This window comes from Roseomonas sp. CCTCC AB2023176, from assembly GCF_042259275.1.
Lineage (GTDB): Bacteria > Pseudomonadota > Alphaproteobacteria > Acetobacterales > Acetobacteraceae > Roseomonas.
Map to the genome: position 1 here is coordinate 2,341,929 of NZ_CP170086.1, position 13,893 is coordinate 2,355,821.

Here is a 13,893-nt window from a genome sequence, read left to right on the forward strand (position 1 = left end):
CGCGCGCATGCTCGCGCTCCGCGTCATCCCTTGCCTGGACGTGAAGGACGGCCGGGTCGTGAAGGGCGTCAACTTCGTCGCCCTCCGCGATGCCGGCGATCCGGTGGAGCAGGCGCGCGCCTACGACCGGGAGGGCGCGGACGAGATCACCTTCCTCGACATCTCCGCCTCCCACGAGGGGCGGGGGACCATGCTCGACGTGGTGTCGCGCACCGCGGCGGAGGTCTTCATCCCGCTCACCGTCGGCGGCGGCGTGCGGAGCGTGGAGGACGTGCGGGCGCTTCTGCTGGCGGGTGCCGACAAGGTCTCGATCAACTCGGCGGCGCTGGCCGACCCCGACCTGGTGCGCCGCGCGGCGGAGGCCTTCGGGTCCCAGGCCATCGTCGTTGCGATCGATGCGCGGCGGTGCGCCGACGGTCCCGACGGCGCACCGCGGTGGGAGGTCTTCACCCATGGCGGCCGGCGCGCGACGGGCGTGGACGCGCTGGACTGGGCGCGGCGGGTCGCCGGGCTCGGCGCGGGAGAACTGCTCGTGACCTCGATGGACCGCGACGGCACGGGGAGGGCTTCGACCTCGACCTGCTGCGCGCCATGCGGGCGGCGGTGCGGCTGCCGATCGTGGCGTCCGGGGGCGTCGGTGCGCTGGACCACTTCGCGGACGGCGCGCGCGCCGGCGCGACCGGGCTGCTGGCCGCGAGCGTCTTCCACTACGGCCGCTTCCGGATCGGCGAGGCGAAGGCGGCGTTGGATGCGGCAGGGCTGCCGGTGCGGCCGGCGTCGCGAGGCTGAAGGGGCGGGGACGACCGATGGCGAAGAACGCCAAGGACAAGCCGAAGATGGGTGCGAAAGCGGGGGCGAAGGGCGGGCCCAAGGCCCCGAAGAAGGCCACGCGCCGCGTTCCGCTGCCCGAGGCCCTGTTGCCCGAGGCGCCGGGCGATGCCCCGGTCGCCGCGAAGACGCCGAAGGGGGTGCGGCGGGCGGAATCCCGCCACCTGATCCCCCTGGCCGAGGCCATCGGCCGCGCGGGCGCCGAGGTGCTCGACCACCTCTGGGACACGGTGGAGGCGCGGCGCCTGGCCGGCGACACCGCGACGTCCCATTCCGCCCGCCTGCTGGCGCGCGGCACCGCCAAGGTCGCCCAGAAACTGGGCGAGGAGGCGGTCGAGTGCATCATCGAGGCGACGCTCGGCAACCGCGACGCGACGGTTTCGGAGAGCGCGGACCTGCTCTACCACCTCATCGTGGTGTGGGTGGATGCGGGCATCCATCCCGAGGAGGTCTGGGCCGAGCTCGCCCGCCGCCAGGGCATCAGCGGCATCGCGGAGAAGGCGGCACGGCAGAATCTATCGGCGCGGGCGATCGTCCGCGGCGCGGGGACGACGAAGCTGCCGTAGCGGCCGGTGCGGGGCGGGGGTCCGTCAGGGCCGCCGTTCCGGCTCCACGCCCGCGCCCGGCGGCGTCAGGCCGCGCGCGCGCATGCACTGGACGTAGGCGCGGCGTTCCGCCAACCCGGCCTCCTGCTCCACCGTCTCGCGCTGGCTGACGTTGCCCACCGGCGGCATCCGGCGCGCGAGGTCGCGCACGGCAGGGACGTCGCGCGCCTCCGCGCGGCAGGCGGCCTCCGGCGAGTTCGGGGTCGTCGTGCCGCAGGCGGCGAGGGACAGGAGGCCGGCGAGGGCCGCCCCGGAGGCGGTGATTCGGGTCATGCGGCGTTCTCCAGCCAGTCCTCGATGAGGCGTCGCGCGATGGAATCCACGCGCGGCAGGGAGAAGCCGGCGCTGGCGTGGTTCCGGATCTCGTCGCGCGTGAACCAGCGGGCGTCGCGCAGCTCGCCGGGGTCCACGACGATCTCCTCGCTCAGCGCTTCGCCGTGAAAGCCGAGCATGATGGAGGAGGGGAAGGGCCAGGGCTGGGAGGAGTGGTAGGTGACGTCGCCGACGAGGACGCCGGTTTCCTCCCGCACCTCGCGACGGACGGCTTCCTCCAGGCTCTCGCCCGGTTCCACGAAGCCGGCGAGGGTCGAGTACATCGTCACGTTCGGGAAGCGCGCATTGTGGCCGAGCAGGCAGCGGTCGCCCCCCGGGGCATGACGGACCACCAGCATGATCACCGCGGGGTCGGTGCGCGGGAAGTGGTCGGTGCCGCAGGCCGTGCAGCGCGCGGCGTTGCCGGCCGAACGCGGCGCGCAGGCCGAACCGCAGACGCCGCAGAAGCGGTGCCGCACGCGCCAGTGCATCAGGCCGCGCGCGTGGGCGAGCATGGAGGCCTCGCCGGGCGGCAGCAGGCCAGCGACGGTACGCAGGTCGTGGAAGGTGCCGAAGCCGTCCGGCAGCAGGGGCAGCGGATCCTCGGCGGCGGAGGCGTCCACGGCGAAGACCGGCGTGCCGTCCTCGCGTAGCCCCAGCATCGCCCAGGGGCCGCCGGCCATCAGCACCGCTTCCGCGGCCCCGCGCGTCAGCAGCACGGCCTCCGGCGCGCCGGACTCGACGCCGCGGAGCAGCGACTTCGCGCGCCAGACCGGGACGACCAGCGCGTCGGGCCGCGCCAGCGCTGCCGTCACGAAGGCTTCGTCGTCGCGGAGGTGGGAGACGCGGTCGAGCGGGGACCCGGTATAGGCGTTTGGCCGGCTGGCGGGGATGGGGAGCATGCGCGGCGAGTGGTGCCATGCCCGCCCGGATGCCGGAAGGGTGGGCGGCTCGCCGAACCGCTCCCACGACGTCTGGCGGGAGACGCCGAGGGCCTCGGCGATCGCGCCCCAGCTCACCTCCCGCGCGCGGAGGGCGTCCACGACCTCCTGCAGGTGCGGGCGATGCGCGTCCGTCGCGGCGTTGAGCGGTCCGAGCAGGGCGATCAGGCGACCCTTCGGCCAGGTGCCGGATCGAAGCGGCGCGGGCGCCCTTCCGCCTCCCCCTCCATCAGCACGGCGCAGGCGGCGACGCATTCGTCGCAGATGTGCACGCCACCGGGGCCGGCGGCGAGTTTCCGGACCTCCTCCTCCTCCGACCTGCCGCAGAAGGAGCAGTGCAGGCGTCGGGACATGGCGGGACCTGTCAGGTCTTTGCTGACAGGCGGGTGGAGCCTGACAAGCGTCGGGTCAGGCCGCGTCGCTTGAGCGCCGGCGCGTCCTGCCGCATGTCCCGCGGGGTCGGGCGGGTAAGGGGGTGCGATGGCGATGCGGCAGGCGACGCTCGGCCGCGCCGTCTCCCTCTCCGGCGCCGGACTGCATACGGGCCGGACCGCCGAGGTCACGCTGGCCCCGGCGGCGCCGGACTCGGGGATTGCTTTCCGCGTCCTGTCGGGCGGGCGGGCGGCGACGGCCGCCGCGACCTGGCGGTCTCGCACCGGCAGCCGAATGAGCACGACTCTCGACCTCGGTGACGGCCGTCGCCTGCGGACCATCGAGCACCTGATGGCCGCGCTCTCCGCGGCCGGCCTCGACAACGCGCTGGTCACGGTACGGGGCGAGGAGGTTCCGATCCTCGACGGCTCCGCGGAGCGCTGGTGCGCGCTTGTCGCGGAGGCCGGGCTGGTTTTGCAGGACGCGCCGCGCCGGGTAATCCGGATCACCGAGCCGGTCCAGGTGAACGGCCTGCGCGGCTTCCTGCGCGCCGAACCCCATGACGGCTTCGCGGTGGATGTCACGACCGACCGCCTGCCGCATTTCGGCGTGCTGCGCTGGGCCGGGGAGGTCACGCCCGAGAGCTTCCGGACGGCGATCGCGCCCAGCCGGAGCTTTGCCAACCCCTCGGTCCTCTGGCGGCTGCTGCTGCGGACGCGCGTGGCGTCCCGCCTGCTGCCGGCGGGGCTGCGGGACGCACTCTGGCACCGGTCCTGGCGCGGGCAGGTCGCGGCGACGCACGCCGTCAATCCGAATGCGCCGGAGCCGCGCTGGGAACGACCGATCTCCGCCGACGTCCGGGCGCGCCTGGCGCCGCCGCGGCGGGAGCCGCTGCTCCGCGGCGCGCGGCCCGGGCGGGTCTCCCTCGTCATCGGGGGCCGCGTCATCGGCGGCGCACGCTTCCCGGACGAGCCGGTGCGGCACAAGGTGCTGGATCTGGTCGGCGACCTGGCACTGGCCGGCCTGCCGCTGCGCGGGCGCTTCGTCGCGCATGTCCCGACGCATGACCTGACCTACGCGCTCGTCGCGGAACTCCTCGGCGGGGGCCGTGGATGGGAGGTGGCGGCAGAGCGGTGACGGGCGGCCGGGGCCGCCACGTCCCGGGGCGCCGCGCCAGCCTGCCCTTCGGGCGAGCCGCGCCGCGATCCCGGATCGGGGCGTCCCACCGTCAGGGCGACGCGGCGGGATCGCGCGGGGGAGGGTCCCCGGGCGCGGTCAGATGCGGAACTCGTCCCGCTTCTTGCCGGTGGCCTCGAGCTTCGTGAGCCAGGTCGGCGGGCGACCGCGGCCGGACCATTCCTCGCCGCCGGGGCCGCGGAACTTCACCCCGGCGGGCTTGCCGGCGTCGCGCCGCGTCCGCCGCGCGGGGGCACGGGCCTCACCGCCTCCGACGAGCTGGTCCAGGGAAAGGCCGAGCGCCTCGGCCCGACGGCGCATTTCATCGAGGAGCGAGGCCTTGGCCTCCTCCTGCTTTTCGCGGCGCTTTTCCTCGGCCGTCCGGATCAACTGCGTCAGTTCCTCCGCCGAGAGCTGATCCAGATCCATCTGATCGATTCGCGATTTCGTGGCCATGATTATCCTCGCCCGACTGGCAATAGCCAAATACGGAATGATCCGATGGATGCAAGAGTCAATCTTCGGTCCGAATGTAACGAACTGGGATAAGGATGGGCTCCATGCCGCCCCGACTTGTCTCGCGCGGTATGGTCTGGGATGCTTGTTCAGCCCGAGTCAAATGGGGCGGAGGGAAAGTCCGGCATGATTCACGTGCTCGCGACCATCACGACCAAGCCTGGCTTGCGGGATGCGGTGCTGGCCGAATTCCGGGCCAACATGCCGGCGGTCCATGCGGAAGAGGGCTGTATCGAATACGGGCCCGCGGTGGATGCCGAGGGCGCTGGACGTATCCAGACCGCGCTTGGCACCGATACCTTCGTCGTGATCGAGAAATGGGCCGACATGGAGGCGCTGAAGGCGCACGGCGTGGCGCCACACATGGCCGCCTATGCCGCGAAGACGCGCGAGATGATCGCGAACCGGGTGATCCACGTGCTCTCGCCGGCGGCGTGAGCGACGGCATTCGCGGTTGGACGTACCGGGGCGGACAGGTTCGTCAGGCGTTAATCCGCGGAGCTATGTCCCGGTATGCTCGGCCCCGACATACTCGGCCTTGGTATGCTCGCGAAAATCTTTTCGACCTGGGAATGAGGCGATCACCCTCGTCCGATCTTCCGGATCGGCGGCCGGGTCGCGAAAGTCGATAGGGAGATCCCGGCGCGTCGAGGCCTGCATGTTTCCCGAGACCGCGCTCCGTTTCCACCGGGCCGTGCTCGACGCGGCCTGAAAGGCTGGTTCGCCAGGGCCCCATCTCCGCCCGACGAGGACCGGCGATCGGCGGAGGCGGGGTGAGCTGGCCGGGCAGCACCGCGCGGAGCGGGACCGTCCGGGACGATCAGTCCCTTCCACGAAAGTCGGTTCAAGCCCGCCGGTGCCGACGACAATCCGCCGGATGGGATTGTCCGGAGCCGAAGCCGGACATGTCCGCCGAGGCCCGGTCAGATCGCCGGCGCGACGCCGTCCTTCTCGACCACTACCCGGGCGGCCGAGACGGTTCCGTCCGCGGCCCGCGTCGCGTTGAGGAAGACCGCGGCACCCGGCACCAAGTCGGCCCGCGAGGCGGGAACGGGCATGAGGAGCGGCACCTCCGGTCCCACGCGGACGCGCACGGCCCGGCCGAAGATCGTAAGGGTCAGGTCGCGCCCCTCGCCGGCCTGCACCACGGCCTCGACCGGGCCGTCGTTCATCGAGGTGCCGGGGCGGAGGTCCCAGGCGACCTGGCGTTCGGTGATCCGGGCGCCCGGGGGCAGGACGGTGATGGCGACGGCGCGGAGGGTCTCTCCCTCCCCGGGCTCCGCGACGACCCCCACGGAGGTTCCCGGCACGATGTCGGCCAGCGCGACGCGGCGCAGGGCGGAGACGGCCAGCGGCTCGGCCAGGGTCACGGCGGCGTTCGGCCCCTCCCGCGTCGCGACGGTCAGGATGTTGCCGGAAAGGGCGATGATCCGGCCGCGCAGCCGCACCGCCTCGCCGGATTGGGCGCGGGCCGCGAGCGGCGCGGCGGCGGCCAGGGCGGCGAGAACGGCACGGCGCGACGGGTGGGGCACGGGCGACTCCGAAAGGCGATCTGGTCGCGACGATGCACCCGCCCGGGCCCGGCGGCCAGGAGGGCGCCCCGGACCGGATAGGTCAGGGCAGGTTGATCGCCGAAAGGCCGAAGCCGTCGGGATAGAAGCGCAGCCAGAGTTCCCCATGCCCGAACATCAGCCCGACGTCGCGGGCGAACATCGTCCCGAAGGGCTGCGCCAGGGCGACGTCCCGCAGGCGGGGCTGCATCACTGTGTCCCGCACGGCCGTCATGTCGGACGCCGAGCGCAGCACGCGCCGGTCCCGGTCTCGCCCCCGGTTCAGGTTCACCGGGAAGCGCGACGCCGCGGCCAGCAGCGCGACGTCGCCCGCGCGGTAGGCGGCGCGGACCCGGCGGTAGGCGGCGTGAGAGGCCAGGGGGTCGAAGCCGAGGACCGCATGGCGCGCGACGAAGTCCGGCGGGATCTCCCCGGGCGGCGTGAAGTCGCCCTCCGCCGGCACCTCCGGCCGGCCCATGGCAAGGCGCATCGCGCGGGCCAGCGCGTCGAGGCTGCGGAACCGCTCCTCCAGCCAACGGAGGCGGAGGGCGCGGTCCGGCTCGGGGATGAGGGGCCGGGCCTCCGGCCGCGACCCGATCTCCCGGCGCAGGCGCGCGGCCCAGCGGCGTTCCTCCACCTCGCCGAGCGCGTCTTCGTCGGAGGGTGCGTCGCCCGTGATGTCGTCAGGGACGGGTGGCGGGGTTCCCGGCACCTCGAAGCGGCGGCCGAGAACGTGCAGCGCGGCGGCACGAGCGTCGGCGGGCAGGAGGAACGCGGCCGGGCCGAGCAGGAGCCCGCGACGGGCGATGGGAGGCGACATGGCCGCAGGATGCCGTCCGGGGCGCCGGGCCGCGAGGCCGCGGCGCGTCGCGACCGTCGCGTCAGCGCCGCGACAGGCCGGGCCAGTTCCGGTCGGCATTCGCGATCTCGGCCGGGATGTCCCGCGCCCAGCGGTCGCGGATCGAGAGGTCGTGGTTCAGGTAGAGGCGCCCCTCGACGATCCGCCAGGCCTGCGGGTCCACGGAGGCGAGGTAGTCCCGGGCGGCGGCGTAGGCGCAGAACCCGCCATAGGCCGGGGCGTAGCGCTCGGGGTCCGCGGCGAAGCGGTCCCGGTTCTCGGCCGAGGCGAAGCGCCAGGTGGCCCCGGCCCATGGGTGGCTGAACTCGAGGCGGCCCGGAACGGGCCGGCCATCGGTGAAATAGGCGACAGGATCGGTTCCCCCGATGGCCACGCCGCCCTCCGCATTCACCCGGGCTGGCGGGTCGGCGAAGGCCGGGCCGGCGGCGAGGAGCGCGGCGGCGAGGAAGGCGCGGCGGGCGGGCGACATGCGGGCCTCCGGAACTCTGCCGATGGTTTCGCCGGGGCGCGGCGAAGCGTTACGCCGGCGGGTCGGCCGCGCCGGCCCGTCACTCCCGCCCGTCGCTCCCGCCCGTCACTCCCGCCCGTCACGCCGCTGGACACCCGGCGGGCCCCCGTGACCGGGTGGCGCGACGACGCGCCGGCCGCCCGGTGCGATGGACCCGGCACGATCGGCGTGGCGCGATGGACTTGGGGGGCGGCGTCCACCATATACATCGGCGGAAGGTCGGCTCCGGACGGGCGTCCCGTCCACCTGGTCAGGTCCGGAAGGAAGCAGCCAAGGCGGGTTCCCGCCCGGGTCGGGGTCGGTCTTCCACCCGACGCACCGCTCCGACACGGCGCCCTTTCCCCCTGCTGCGGGACGCCGCAGCATGGTGGCGCTTCATGGCGGCACGGATGACCAGCGATACGCCCGACACCGAGATCGAGGACGACCTGCCCCTGCCGCCTGCGGAGGGTCCGGGCCTGTTCGGCTTCGACGAGCCTGCGCCCGCGGCGCCGAAGGCTGCGGAGACGGCGCCAACGCCCGCCGCGGCCCCCGCATTGGTACCCCTGCCAAACCAGCCCTACCGCGTGCTGGCGCGGAAGTACCGTCCCACGACCTTCAAGGACCTGATCGGCCAGGACACGCTGGTGCGCACGCTGCGCAATGCCTTCGCGCAGAACCGGGTCGCGCACGGCTTCATGCTCACGGGCGTCCGCGGCGTGGGGAAGACGACGACCGCACGGATCATCGCGCGCGCGTTGAACTGCATCGGGCCGGACGGGAGGGGCGGGATGACGGCCGATCCCTGCGGCGTCTGCCCCGAATGCCGCGCGATCCTCGCGGACCGGCATCCCGACGTGATGGAGCTGGACGCGGCGTCCAACAACTCCGTGGACAACGTGCGGGAGATCCGGGAGCAGGTGCGCTTCCGCCCGGCGCAGGGCCGCTTCAAGGTCTATATCCTCGACGAAGTCCACATGCTGTCGGGGGCTGCGTTCAACGCGCTGCTGAAGACGCTGGAGGAGCCGCCGCCGCAGGTGAAGTTCATCCTGGCGACGACGGAGATCCGGAAGGTCCTGCCGACCATCCTGTCGCGCTGCCAGCGCTTCGACCTGAAACGCGTGCCCGGCGAGGTGCTGCGGCCCCATTTCACCGCGATCGCGGAGAAGGAAGGGGTGCGGGTCGAGCCCGAGGCGATCGCGATGATCGCGCGCGCGGCCGACGGTTCCGTGCGCGACGGGCTGTCGCTGCTGGACCAGGCGATCGCGCTGCCCGACACGGACGGTGTCGTCACGGCGGAATCGGTGCGGGACATGCTCGGCCTCGCGGACCGTGCGCTGGTGCTCGATCTGATGGACGCCGTGATGAAGGGCGACCTGCCCGCCGCCCTCGCCATCATGGACCGGGCGCATGAACGCGGGGCCGATCCGGGCGTCGTGCTGTCGGACCTCGCGGAACTGACGCACACTCTGACCCGCTTCCGCGCGGTGCCCGCGCTGCGCGACGATCCCGCGGTGCCCGAGACCGAGCGCGTGCGCGGTGGTGCGCTGGCGGAGACGCTCACCATCCCCGTGCTGTCCCGCGCCTGGCAGGTGCTCCTGCGCGGGATCGAGGAGGTCGCGAAGTCCCATGACCGCCGCGCCGCGGCGGAGATGGTGCTGATCCGCCTGGCCTACCTGTCGGAGATGCCGACACCCGGCGACATCGTGCGGCGGCTGGCGTCTTCCCCGCCGGGCGGGGCGGGCGCTGGCGGCGCCCCGGCCTCCCGCGCGACGGTGCCGGCCGGCGCCCCGCGCGCAATGGCCGATGCGGTCGGCGCGGGCATGCTGGCGGGACCGTCCGGCGGCGGGTTGAGGGCCATCGCGGGCGGGGCCGCGACGGCGCGTGCGGAACCGCACCCCTTGGGGCAGGCAGAACCCGTCGCCGAGCAAGCCGCGCCCCCGCCGCGCCCGAAATCGTTCCGGGAGGTCGTGGCGCTGGCCTCCGGCGTGAGGCCGCGGCTGCACGCCGACCTCAAGATGCTCGTCCACCTCGTCCGCTTCGAGGCGACGGCGGAGGGCGGGCGCATCACCTTCCGCCCGGCGAACGGCGCCCCCCGCGACCTCGCGGCGCAGATGGGCGCCTTTCTGTCGGAGACGACGGGCCAGCGCTGGACCATCGCCCTCTCGAACGAACCGGGCGAGCCGACGGTCGCAGAGCAGGGCAAGGAGGCCGCCGCGGACCGGCTGGACGCGGCGCGCGCGCATCCGCTGGTCCAGGCCGTGTTGGCCACCTTCCCCGGTGCCGTCATCCGTGAGGTGCGCGACACCTCGCTCGACGATTACGGGCTTCCCGCCCCGGCGCGTTCGGAGGAAGGGGATGCCCCGGACGACGACACCCACCCCGGCTTCGCCCCGCCCGACGCGGAGCCTGCCGGCCTCGACGCCATGGGCGATGATTTCCTGGAGGAATGACGCGTGAAGAACCTCGGCAACATGCTGAAGCAGGCCCAGCAGATGCAGGCCAAGATGGCCGAGATGCAGGCGCGCCTCGAAGCCGCGACGATGGACGGCCAGGCCGGCGCGGGGATGGTGAAGGTCACGCTCTCCGGCAAGGGCGAACTCAAGGGCATCTCGATCGACCCGTCGCTGATGGCGGCCGATGAGCGGGAGGTTCTGGAGGACCTGATCGTCGCCGCCCATGCCGACGCGAAGCAGAAGGTCGAGGCGATGATGGCCGAGGAGATGTCGAAGGCGACCGCCGGGCTGAACATCCCGGGCATGGGTGGCGGCGGGGGTCTCGGCGGCTTCAAGCTGCCGTTCTGAACCGCCCTTTTCGGAACTCCCGGAATCCGCGCCGAAGCCCCACATGAGCCGGATGCCCTTCGACCGTGATTCCGCCTTCGCGGAGGTCGCCCAGCGCCGCGACGCGCTGGTCAACGATCCCGTCGAGCAGCTCGTCGCCCTGCTGTCGCGCCTGCCCGGCCTGGGACGGCGTTCGGCGCGGCGCGCGGTGCTGAAGATGCTGCAGGACCCGGCGCGCCTGATGCTGCCGCTGGCCGGCGCGCTGGAAGCCGCGGCGGAGGCGGTGCACCCGTGCCGGGTCTGCGGCAACCTCGACGCGCAGGACCCCTGCAACGTCTGCCGCGACGCGCGGCGGGAACGCGGGCTGGTCTGCGTGGTGGAGGGGGTCGCCGACCTCTGGGCGCTGGAGCGCGCGGGGGCGCATCGCGGGTTGTATCATGTGCTGGGCGGGACACTGTCCGCCCTCGGCGGCGTGGGGCCGGAGGACCTGTCCATCCAGCCGCTGGTCGAGCGCGTGGCCGCCGGCGGGATCGAGGAGGTCATCCTCGCCCTGCCCGCGACGGTCGAGGGCGCGACGACCGGGCATTACGTCACGGACCGGCTGAAGCCGCTGAATGTCGCGGTGACGCGCCTGGCGCAGGGCGTGCCGATCGGCGGGGCGCTGGACGTGCTGGATGACGGGACGCTGACGGCAGCGCTGCGGGCGCGGCGGCCGGCCTAGGGGCGGCGCGTCCGGCAGCGCAACGCCCTCCCGTCCGGCGCAACCTTCGCGAAGGCGCGCCGCTTGAGCGCGGCACCAAGCGGAGTTCCGCCCATGTCCGCCACCGCGCCCAACGCATCGCGTCCCGTGACCGAGCCGCGCGATACCGCCCTGCCCATGCGCTTCCGACTCGCGCGGGAACTGGCGCGGGGGTGGTGGCTGTTCCTGCTGCGCGGCATCGCGTCCATCCTGTTCGGCGTCTTCGCCTTCCTGGCCCCGGGCTTCGGGCTGGCGGTGATCCTCGGCGCGATCGCGGCCTGGCTGCTGCTGGACGCCGTCATGTCCTTCTTCCAGTCGGCGACGGGGCGCACCGACGCCGGCACGCATCCGGTACGGGGCGGCCGGGTCTGGCTCGCGGTGGAGGGCGTGGTCTCCGCCATCGCGGCGGTCCTGATCTTCGCGTCGCCGCTGACCTCGGCGGTGACGATCGTCATTCTCGTCGCGGCCTGGATGATCGCCTCGGGCGTCCTGCGCATCCTGCTGGCGGCACGGGCAGGGTCCTGGCTGCTGGGGCTGTCCGGCGTGCTCGGCATCCTCGTCGGGATCTGGCTCGTGCTCGCGCCGGGGGCGGGGCTGCTTGCGCTGATCTGGCTCGTCGCGGTGCAGGCGGTGGCGGCGGGGGTCATGCTGATTGCCCTCGCCCTCCGGCTGCGGCGGATCCACCACGATCCGACGCCGGGGTGACCGCCGCGATCGGTCCGGGGCCGGGTTGATGCGCGGGGCGGGGCGCGGTTCCATCGCGCCATGCCCCGCCGCGCGACGTCCTCCCCCGCCCCCTCCCCTGCCACGCCCGTGCCGGCGGAACCCGCCCTGTCCTTCTGGCTTCTCAAGAGTGAGCCGGATGCCTTTTCCTGGCAGCAGATGGTGACCGCGGGGATCGAGCCCTGGACCGGCGTGCGGAACCACCAGGCCGCGAACCACCTGCGGGCCATGCGCGTCGGCGACCAGGCGTTCTTCTACCATTCCAACGAGGGCAAGGAGGTCGTGGGCATCGTGGAGGTCGCGCGCGAGGCCTACGCCGACCCGACGGATGGCACGGGCAAGTGGGTCTGCGTGGATGTCCGGACGGTGGGCCCGGTGCCGCGCCCCGTGACGCTGGCGGAGATGAAGGCGGAACCGGCGCTGGACGGGCTGCTGCTGATCCGGCAGTCGCGGCTTTCGGTCGTGCCCGTGTCGGCGGAGCATTGGGGCGTCATCGCGCACATGGCCGGGCTTTGAGCGACCGCATCCTTTGCAGGCTGGACGACATCCCGGACGGAGGGGCGCGGGGCTTCCCGCCCGCCCCCGGCGGCTTCACTGGGCTCTTCGCGATCCGGCGCGGCGATGCGGTGCAGGTCTACGTCAACGCATGCCCTCACCTTGGCCTGCCGCTGGAACCGGTGCCGCACCGGTTCCTGGACGGGGCACGGCGGCACGTCGTCTGCTGCGCGCACGGGGCACGCTTCCGGGTGGAGGATGGGTTCTGCGTCTCCGGCCCCTGCGCGGGGGAATCGCTCGAGACCGTCCCGGCGCGGATCGAGGGGGATTCGGTCGTCGTGCCCGCCGATGCGGGCCGCTGATCTAGACCTGTCGCGTTGATGCTGGCCCGGTGCTTGCTTGATCCGTCGCGCGATCGGGACGCTGCCTGAACTCCCCGGATGGGCGGCCGGCCGCGACGGAAGGACCACCCATGCGCATCCCCCGCCGCCTCCTCCTGGCCTCGCCGGCTTCCCTGCTGGCCACGCCGGCGCTGACGCAATCGCTGACACCGCTGCGATTCACGCTGGACTGGCGCTACCAGGGCATCCACGCCTGGTACTACCTGGCGCGGGAGCGCGGCTGGTTCCGGGACGCCGGCCTGGACGTCACGCTGGACCAGGGCGAGGGCTCCGCCGCGACGATCACGCGCGTCATGTCCGGCGCCTACGATGCCGGCTTCGGTGACCTGAACGCGGTGGTCCAGCAGGCCGCGGCGCGGCCGGGCGAACAGCCGCTCGTCGTCTACCAGATCTACAACCGCGGGCCCTTCGCGATCCTGGTGAAGGCGAACAGCCCGATCCGCACGCTGAAGGACCTGGAAGGCCGCTCGCTCGGCGGGCCCGCAGGCTCCTCCGCCCTGCTCATGTGGCCGCTGCTGGCAAGGCTCAACAACATCGACGCGTCGAAGGTCCGCATCCAGAACATGTCGCCGGCGCTGCAGGAGCCGATGCTGATCCGCGATCAGGTGGATGCCGTCGGCGCCTTCACGATCACCGCGCATTCCAACCTGCTCGGCCTCAACGTGGATCCGGACCGTGACTTCCGCTGGTTCCTCTTCGCCGATTACGGGATCGAGGCCTATTCGAACGGCGTGATGGTCTCGCAGCGGCTCGCGCGCAACAACCCGGCGGCGGTGCGCTCCCTCGTCGCCGTGATCAACCGCGCGATGCTGGAGGTCGGGCGCGATCCCGCGATGGGGGCGGCCGTCATGCAGCGGGTGGAGGCGACGATCAACACGACGGTGGAGCAGCGCCGCCTGGAACTTGCCTGGCGCACGTCGATCAACGTCGAGGAAGCACGCCGCCTCGGCGCCGGCGACCTGGACGACGCGCGCCTGGCCCGTGCGATCGCGCAGGTCGTGGAGGTCTTCGGCCTGCCGCGCACGCCGACGCCGGCGGAGGTCTTCAGCCGCGACTTCCTGCCGCCGCGGGCGGAGCGCAGCCTGCCCGTGGCCCAGGGCTGAACC

Annotated in this window: 17 protein-coding genes, 1 other RNA gene and 1 pseudogene; 12 read left to right on the forward strand and 7 right to left on the reverse strand. The window is 73.2% G+C overall.

Translation table 11 applies throughout. The features are described from left to right. The first annotated feature begins 7 nt into the window (after nt 1–7). Together hisF and ACE7GA_RS11670 are read left to right on the forward strand one after the other, a co-directional pair. Nucleotides 8–789 (forward strand): annotated as a pseudogene (gene hisF / locus ACE7GA_RS11665) (imidazole glycerol phosphate synthase subunit HisF). Nucleotides 790–806: 17 nt separating this feature from the next. Beyond that, nucleotides 807–1,394, forward strand: coding sequence for a phosphoribosyl-ATP diphosphatase (locus ACE7GA_RS11670; protein WP_376099553.1), 588 nt, complete (start codon nt 807–809; stop codon nt 1,392–1,394). Nucleotides 1,395–1,418: 24 nt separating this feature from the next. Here the strand turns inward: ACE7GA_RS11670 and ACE7GA_RS11675 are convergent, their stop codons facing one another. The 3 genes from ACE7GA_RS11675 to ACE7GA_RS11685 all read right to left on the reverse strand — a co-directional run bounded on the left by ACE7GA_RS11675 (nt 1,419) and on the right by ACE7GA_RS11685 (nt 3,039). Next, nucleotides 1,419–1,706, reverse strand: coding sequence for a hypothetical protein (locus ACE7GA_RS11675; protein ID WP_376099555.1), 288 nt, complete (start codon nt 1,704–1,706; stop codon nt 1,419–1,421). Beyond that, nucleotides 1,703–2,647 (reverse strand): NAD(+) diphosphatase, encoded by a 945-nt coding sequence (gene nudC / locus ACE7GA_RS11680; protein WP_376100233.1) that lies wholly within the window; start codon nt 2,645–2,647, stop codon nt 1,703–1,705. Before nudC ends, ACE7GA_RS11675 begins: the two co-directional genes overlap by 4 nt. A 203-nt stretch (nt 2,648–2,850) precedes the next feature. Next, on the reverse strand, nt 2,851–3,039 hold the full coding sequence (locus tag ACE7GA_RS11685) for a ClpX C4-type zinc finger protein (RefSeq protein ID WP_376099557.1): 189 nt from the start codon (nt 3,037–3,039) through the stop codon (nt 2,851–2,853). Nucleotides 3,040–3,166: 127 nt separating this feature from the next. Between ACE7GA_RS11685 and ACE7GA_RS11690 the strand changes: the two genes are divergently transcribed. Next, nucleotides 3,167–4,195 (forward strand): UDP-3-O-acyl-N-acetylglucosamine deacetylase, encoded by a 1,029-nt coding sequence (locus ACE7GA_RS11690; protein WP_376099559.1) that lies wholly within the window; start codon nt 3,167–3,169, stop codon nt 4,193–4,195. 138 nt (nt 4,196–4,333) lie between these two features. Here ACE7GA_RS11690 and ACE7GA_RS11695 read toward each other — a convergent pair whose 3' ends face one another. Then, nucleotides 4,334–4,690 (reverse strand): H-NS family nucleoid-associated regulatory protein, encoded by a 357-nt coding sequence (locus ACE7GA_RS11695; protein WP_376099560.1) that lies wholly within the window; start codon nt 4,688–4,690, stop codon nt 4,334–4,336. Between the two features lie 186 nt (nt 4,691–4,876). Here ACE7GA_RS11695 and ACE7GA_RS11700 point away from each other — a divergent pair, with 186 nt between their 5' ends. After that, on the forward strand, nt 4,877–5,188 hold the full coding sequence (locus ACE7GA_RS11700; protein ID WP_376099562.1) for a putative quinol monooxygenase: 312 nt from the start codon (nt 4,877–4,879) through the stop codon (nt 5,186–5,188). A 485-nt stretch (nt 5,189–5,673) separates the two neighbouring features. Here the strand turns inward: ACE7GA_RS11700 and ACE7GA_RS11705 are convergent, their stop codons facing one another. The 3 genes from ACE7GA_RS11705 to ACE7GA_RS11715 form a co-directional block, all read right to left on the reverse strand. Then, a complete protein-coding gene (locus ACE7GA_RS11705) occupies nt 5,674–6,282 on the reverse strand; it encodes a hypothetical protein (RefSeq protein WP_376099564.1) in 609 nt (202 codons plus the stop codon). A gap of 82 nt (nt 6,283–6,364) precedes the next feature. Beyond that, complete coding sequence (locus tag ACE7GA_RS11710; protein ID WP_376099566.1) at nt 6,365–7,120, reverse strand: hypothetical protein; 756 nt, start codon at nt 7,118–7,120, stop codon at nt 6,365–6,367. Nucleotides 7,121–7,181: 61 nt separating this feature from the next. Beyond that, nucleotides 7,182–7,628 (reverse strand): YHS domain-containing (seleno)protein, encoded by a 447-nt coding sequence (locus tag ACE7GA_RS11715; protein ID WP_376099568.1) that lies wholly within the window; start codon nt 7,626–7,628, stop codon nt 7,182–7,184. A gap of 253 nt (nt 7,629–7,881) precedes the next feature. On the opposite strand from ACE7GA_RS11715, the gene ffs reads away from it, so the two are divergent. The 8 genes from ffs to ACE7GA_RS11755 all read left to right on the forward strand — a co-directional run bounded on the left by ffs (nt 7,882) and on the right by ACE7GA_RS11755 (nt 13,890). Beyond that, nucleotides 7,882–7,977, forward strand: an RNA gene (gene ffs, locus ACE7GA_RS11720) — signal recognition particle sRNA small type. A gap of 79 nt (nt 7,978–8,056) precedes the next feature. After that, entirely contained in the window at nt 8,057–10,099 is a 2,043-nt protein-coding gene (locus tag ACE7GA_RS11725) for a DNA polymerase III subunit gamma/tau (RefSeq protein WP_376099570.1), read from the forward strand. Between the two features lie 3 nt (nt 10,100–10,102). Then, entirely contained in the window at nt 10,103–10,450 is a 348-nt protein-coding gene (locus ACE7GA_RS11730) for a YbaB/EbfC family nucleoid-associated protein (RefSeq protein ID WP_376099572.1), read from the forward strand. 52 nt (nt 10,451–10,502) lie between these two features. After that, nucleotides 10,503–11,150 (forward strand): recombination mediator RecR, encoded by a 648-nt coding sequence (gene recR, locus ACE7GA_RS11735; protein WP_376100235.1) that lies wholly within the window; start codon nt 10,503–10,505, stop codon nt 11,148–11,150. A 93-nt stretch (nt 11,151–11,243) separates the two neighbouring features. Continuing rightward, complete coding sequence (locus tag ACE7GA_RS11740; protein WP_376099574.1) at nt 11,244–11,873, forward strand: HdeD family acid-resistance protein; 630 nt, start codon at nt 11,244–11,246, stop codon at nt 11,871–11,873. A gap of 126 nt (nt 11,874–11,999) precedes the next feature. Beyond that, entirely contained in the window at nt 12,000–12,407 is a 408-nt protein-coding gene (locus ACE7GA_RS11745) for an EVE domain-containing protein (protein WP_376100237.1), read from the forward strand. After that, nucleotides 12,404–12,748, forward strand: coding sequence for a Rieske (2Fe-2S) protein (locus tag ACE7GA_RS11750; RefSeq protein WP_376099576.1), 345 nt, complete (start codon nt 12,404–12,406; stop codon nt 12,746–12,748). The genes ACE7GA_RS11745 and ACE7GA_RS11750 overlap by 4 nt, the downstream gene beginning before the upstream one ends. Before the next feature lie 110 nt (nt 12,749–12,858). After that, complete coding sequence (locus ACE7GA_RS11755; RefSeq protein ID WP_376099578.1) at nt 12,859–13,890, forward strand: ABC transporter substrate-binding protein; 1,032 nt, start codon at nt 12,859–12,861, stop codon at nt 13,888–13,890. The last annotated feature ends 3 nt before the right edge of the window (nt 13,891–13,893 follow it).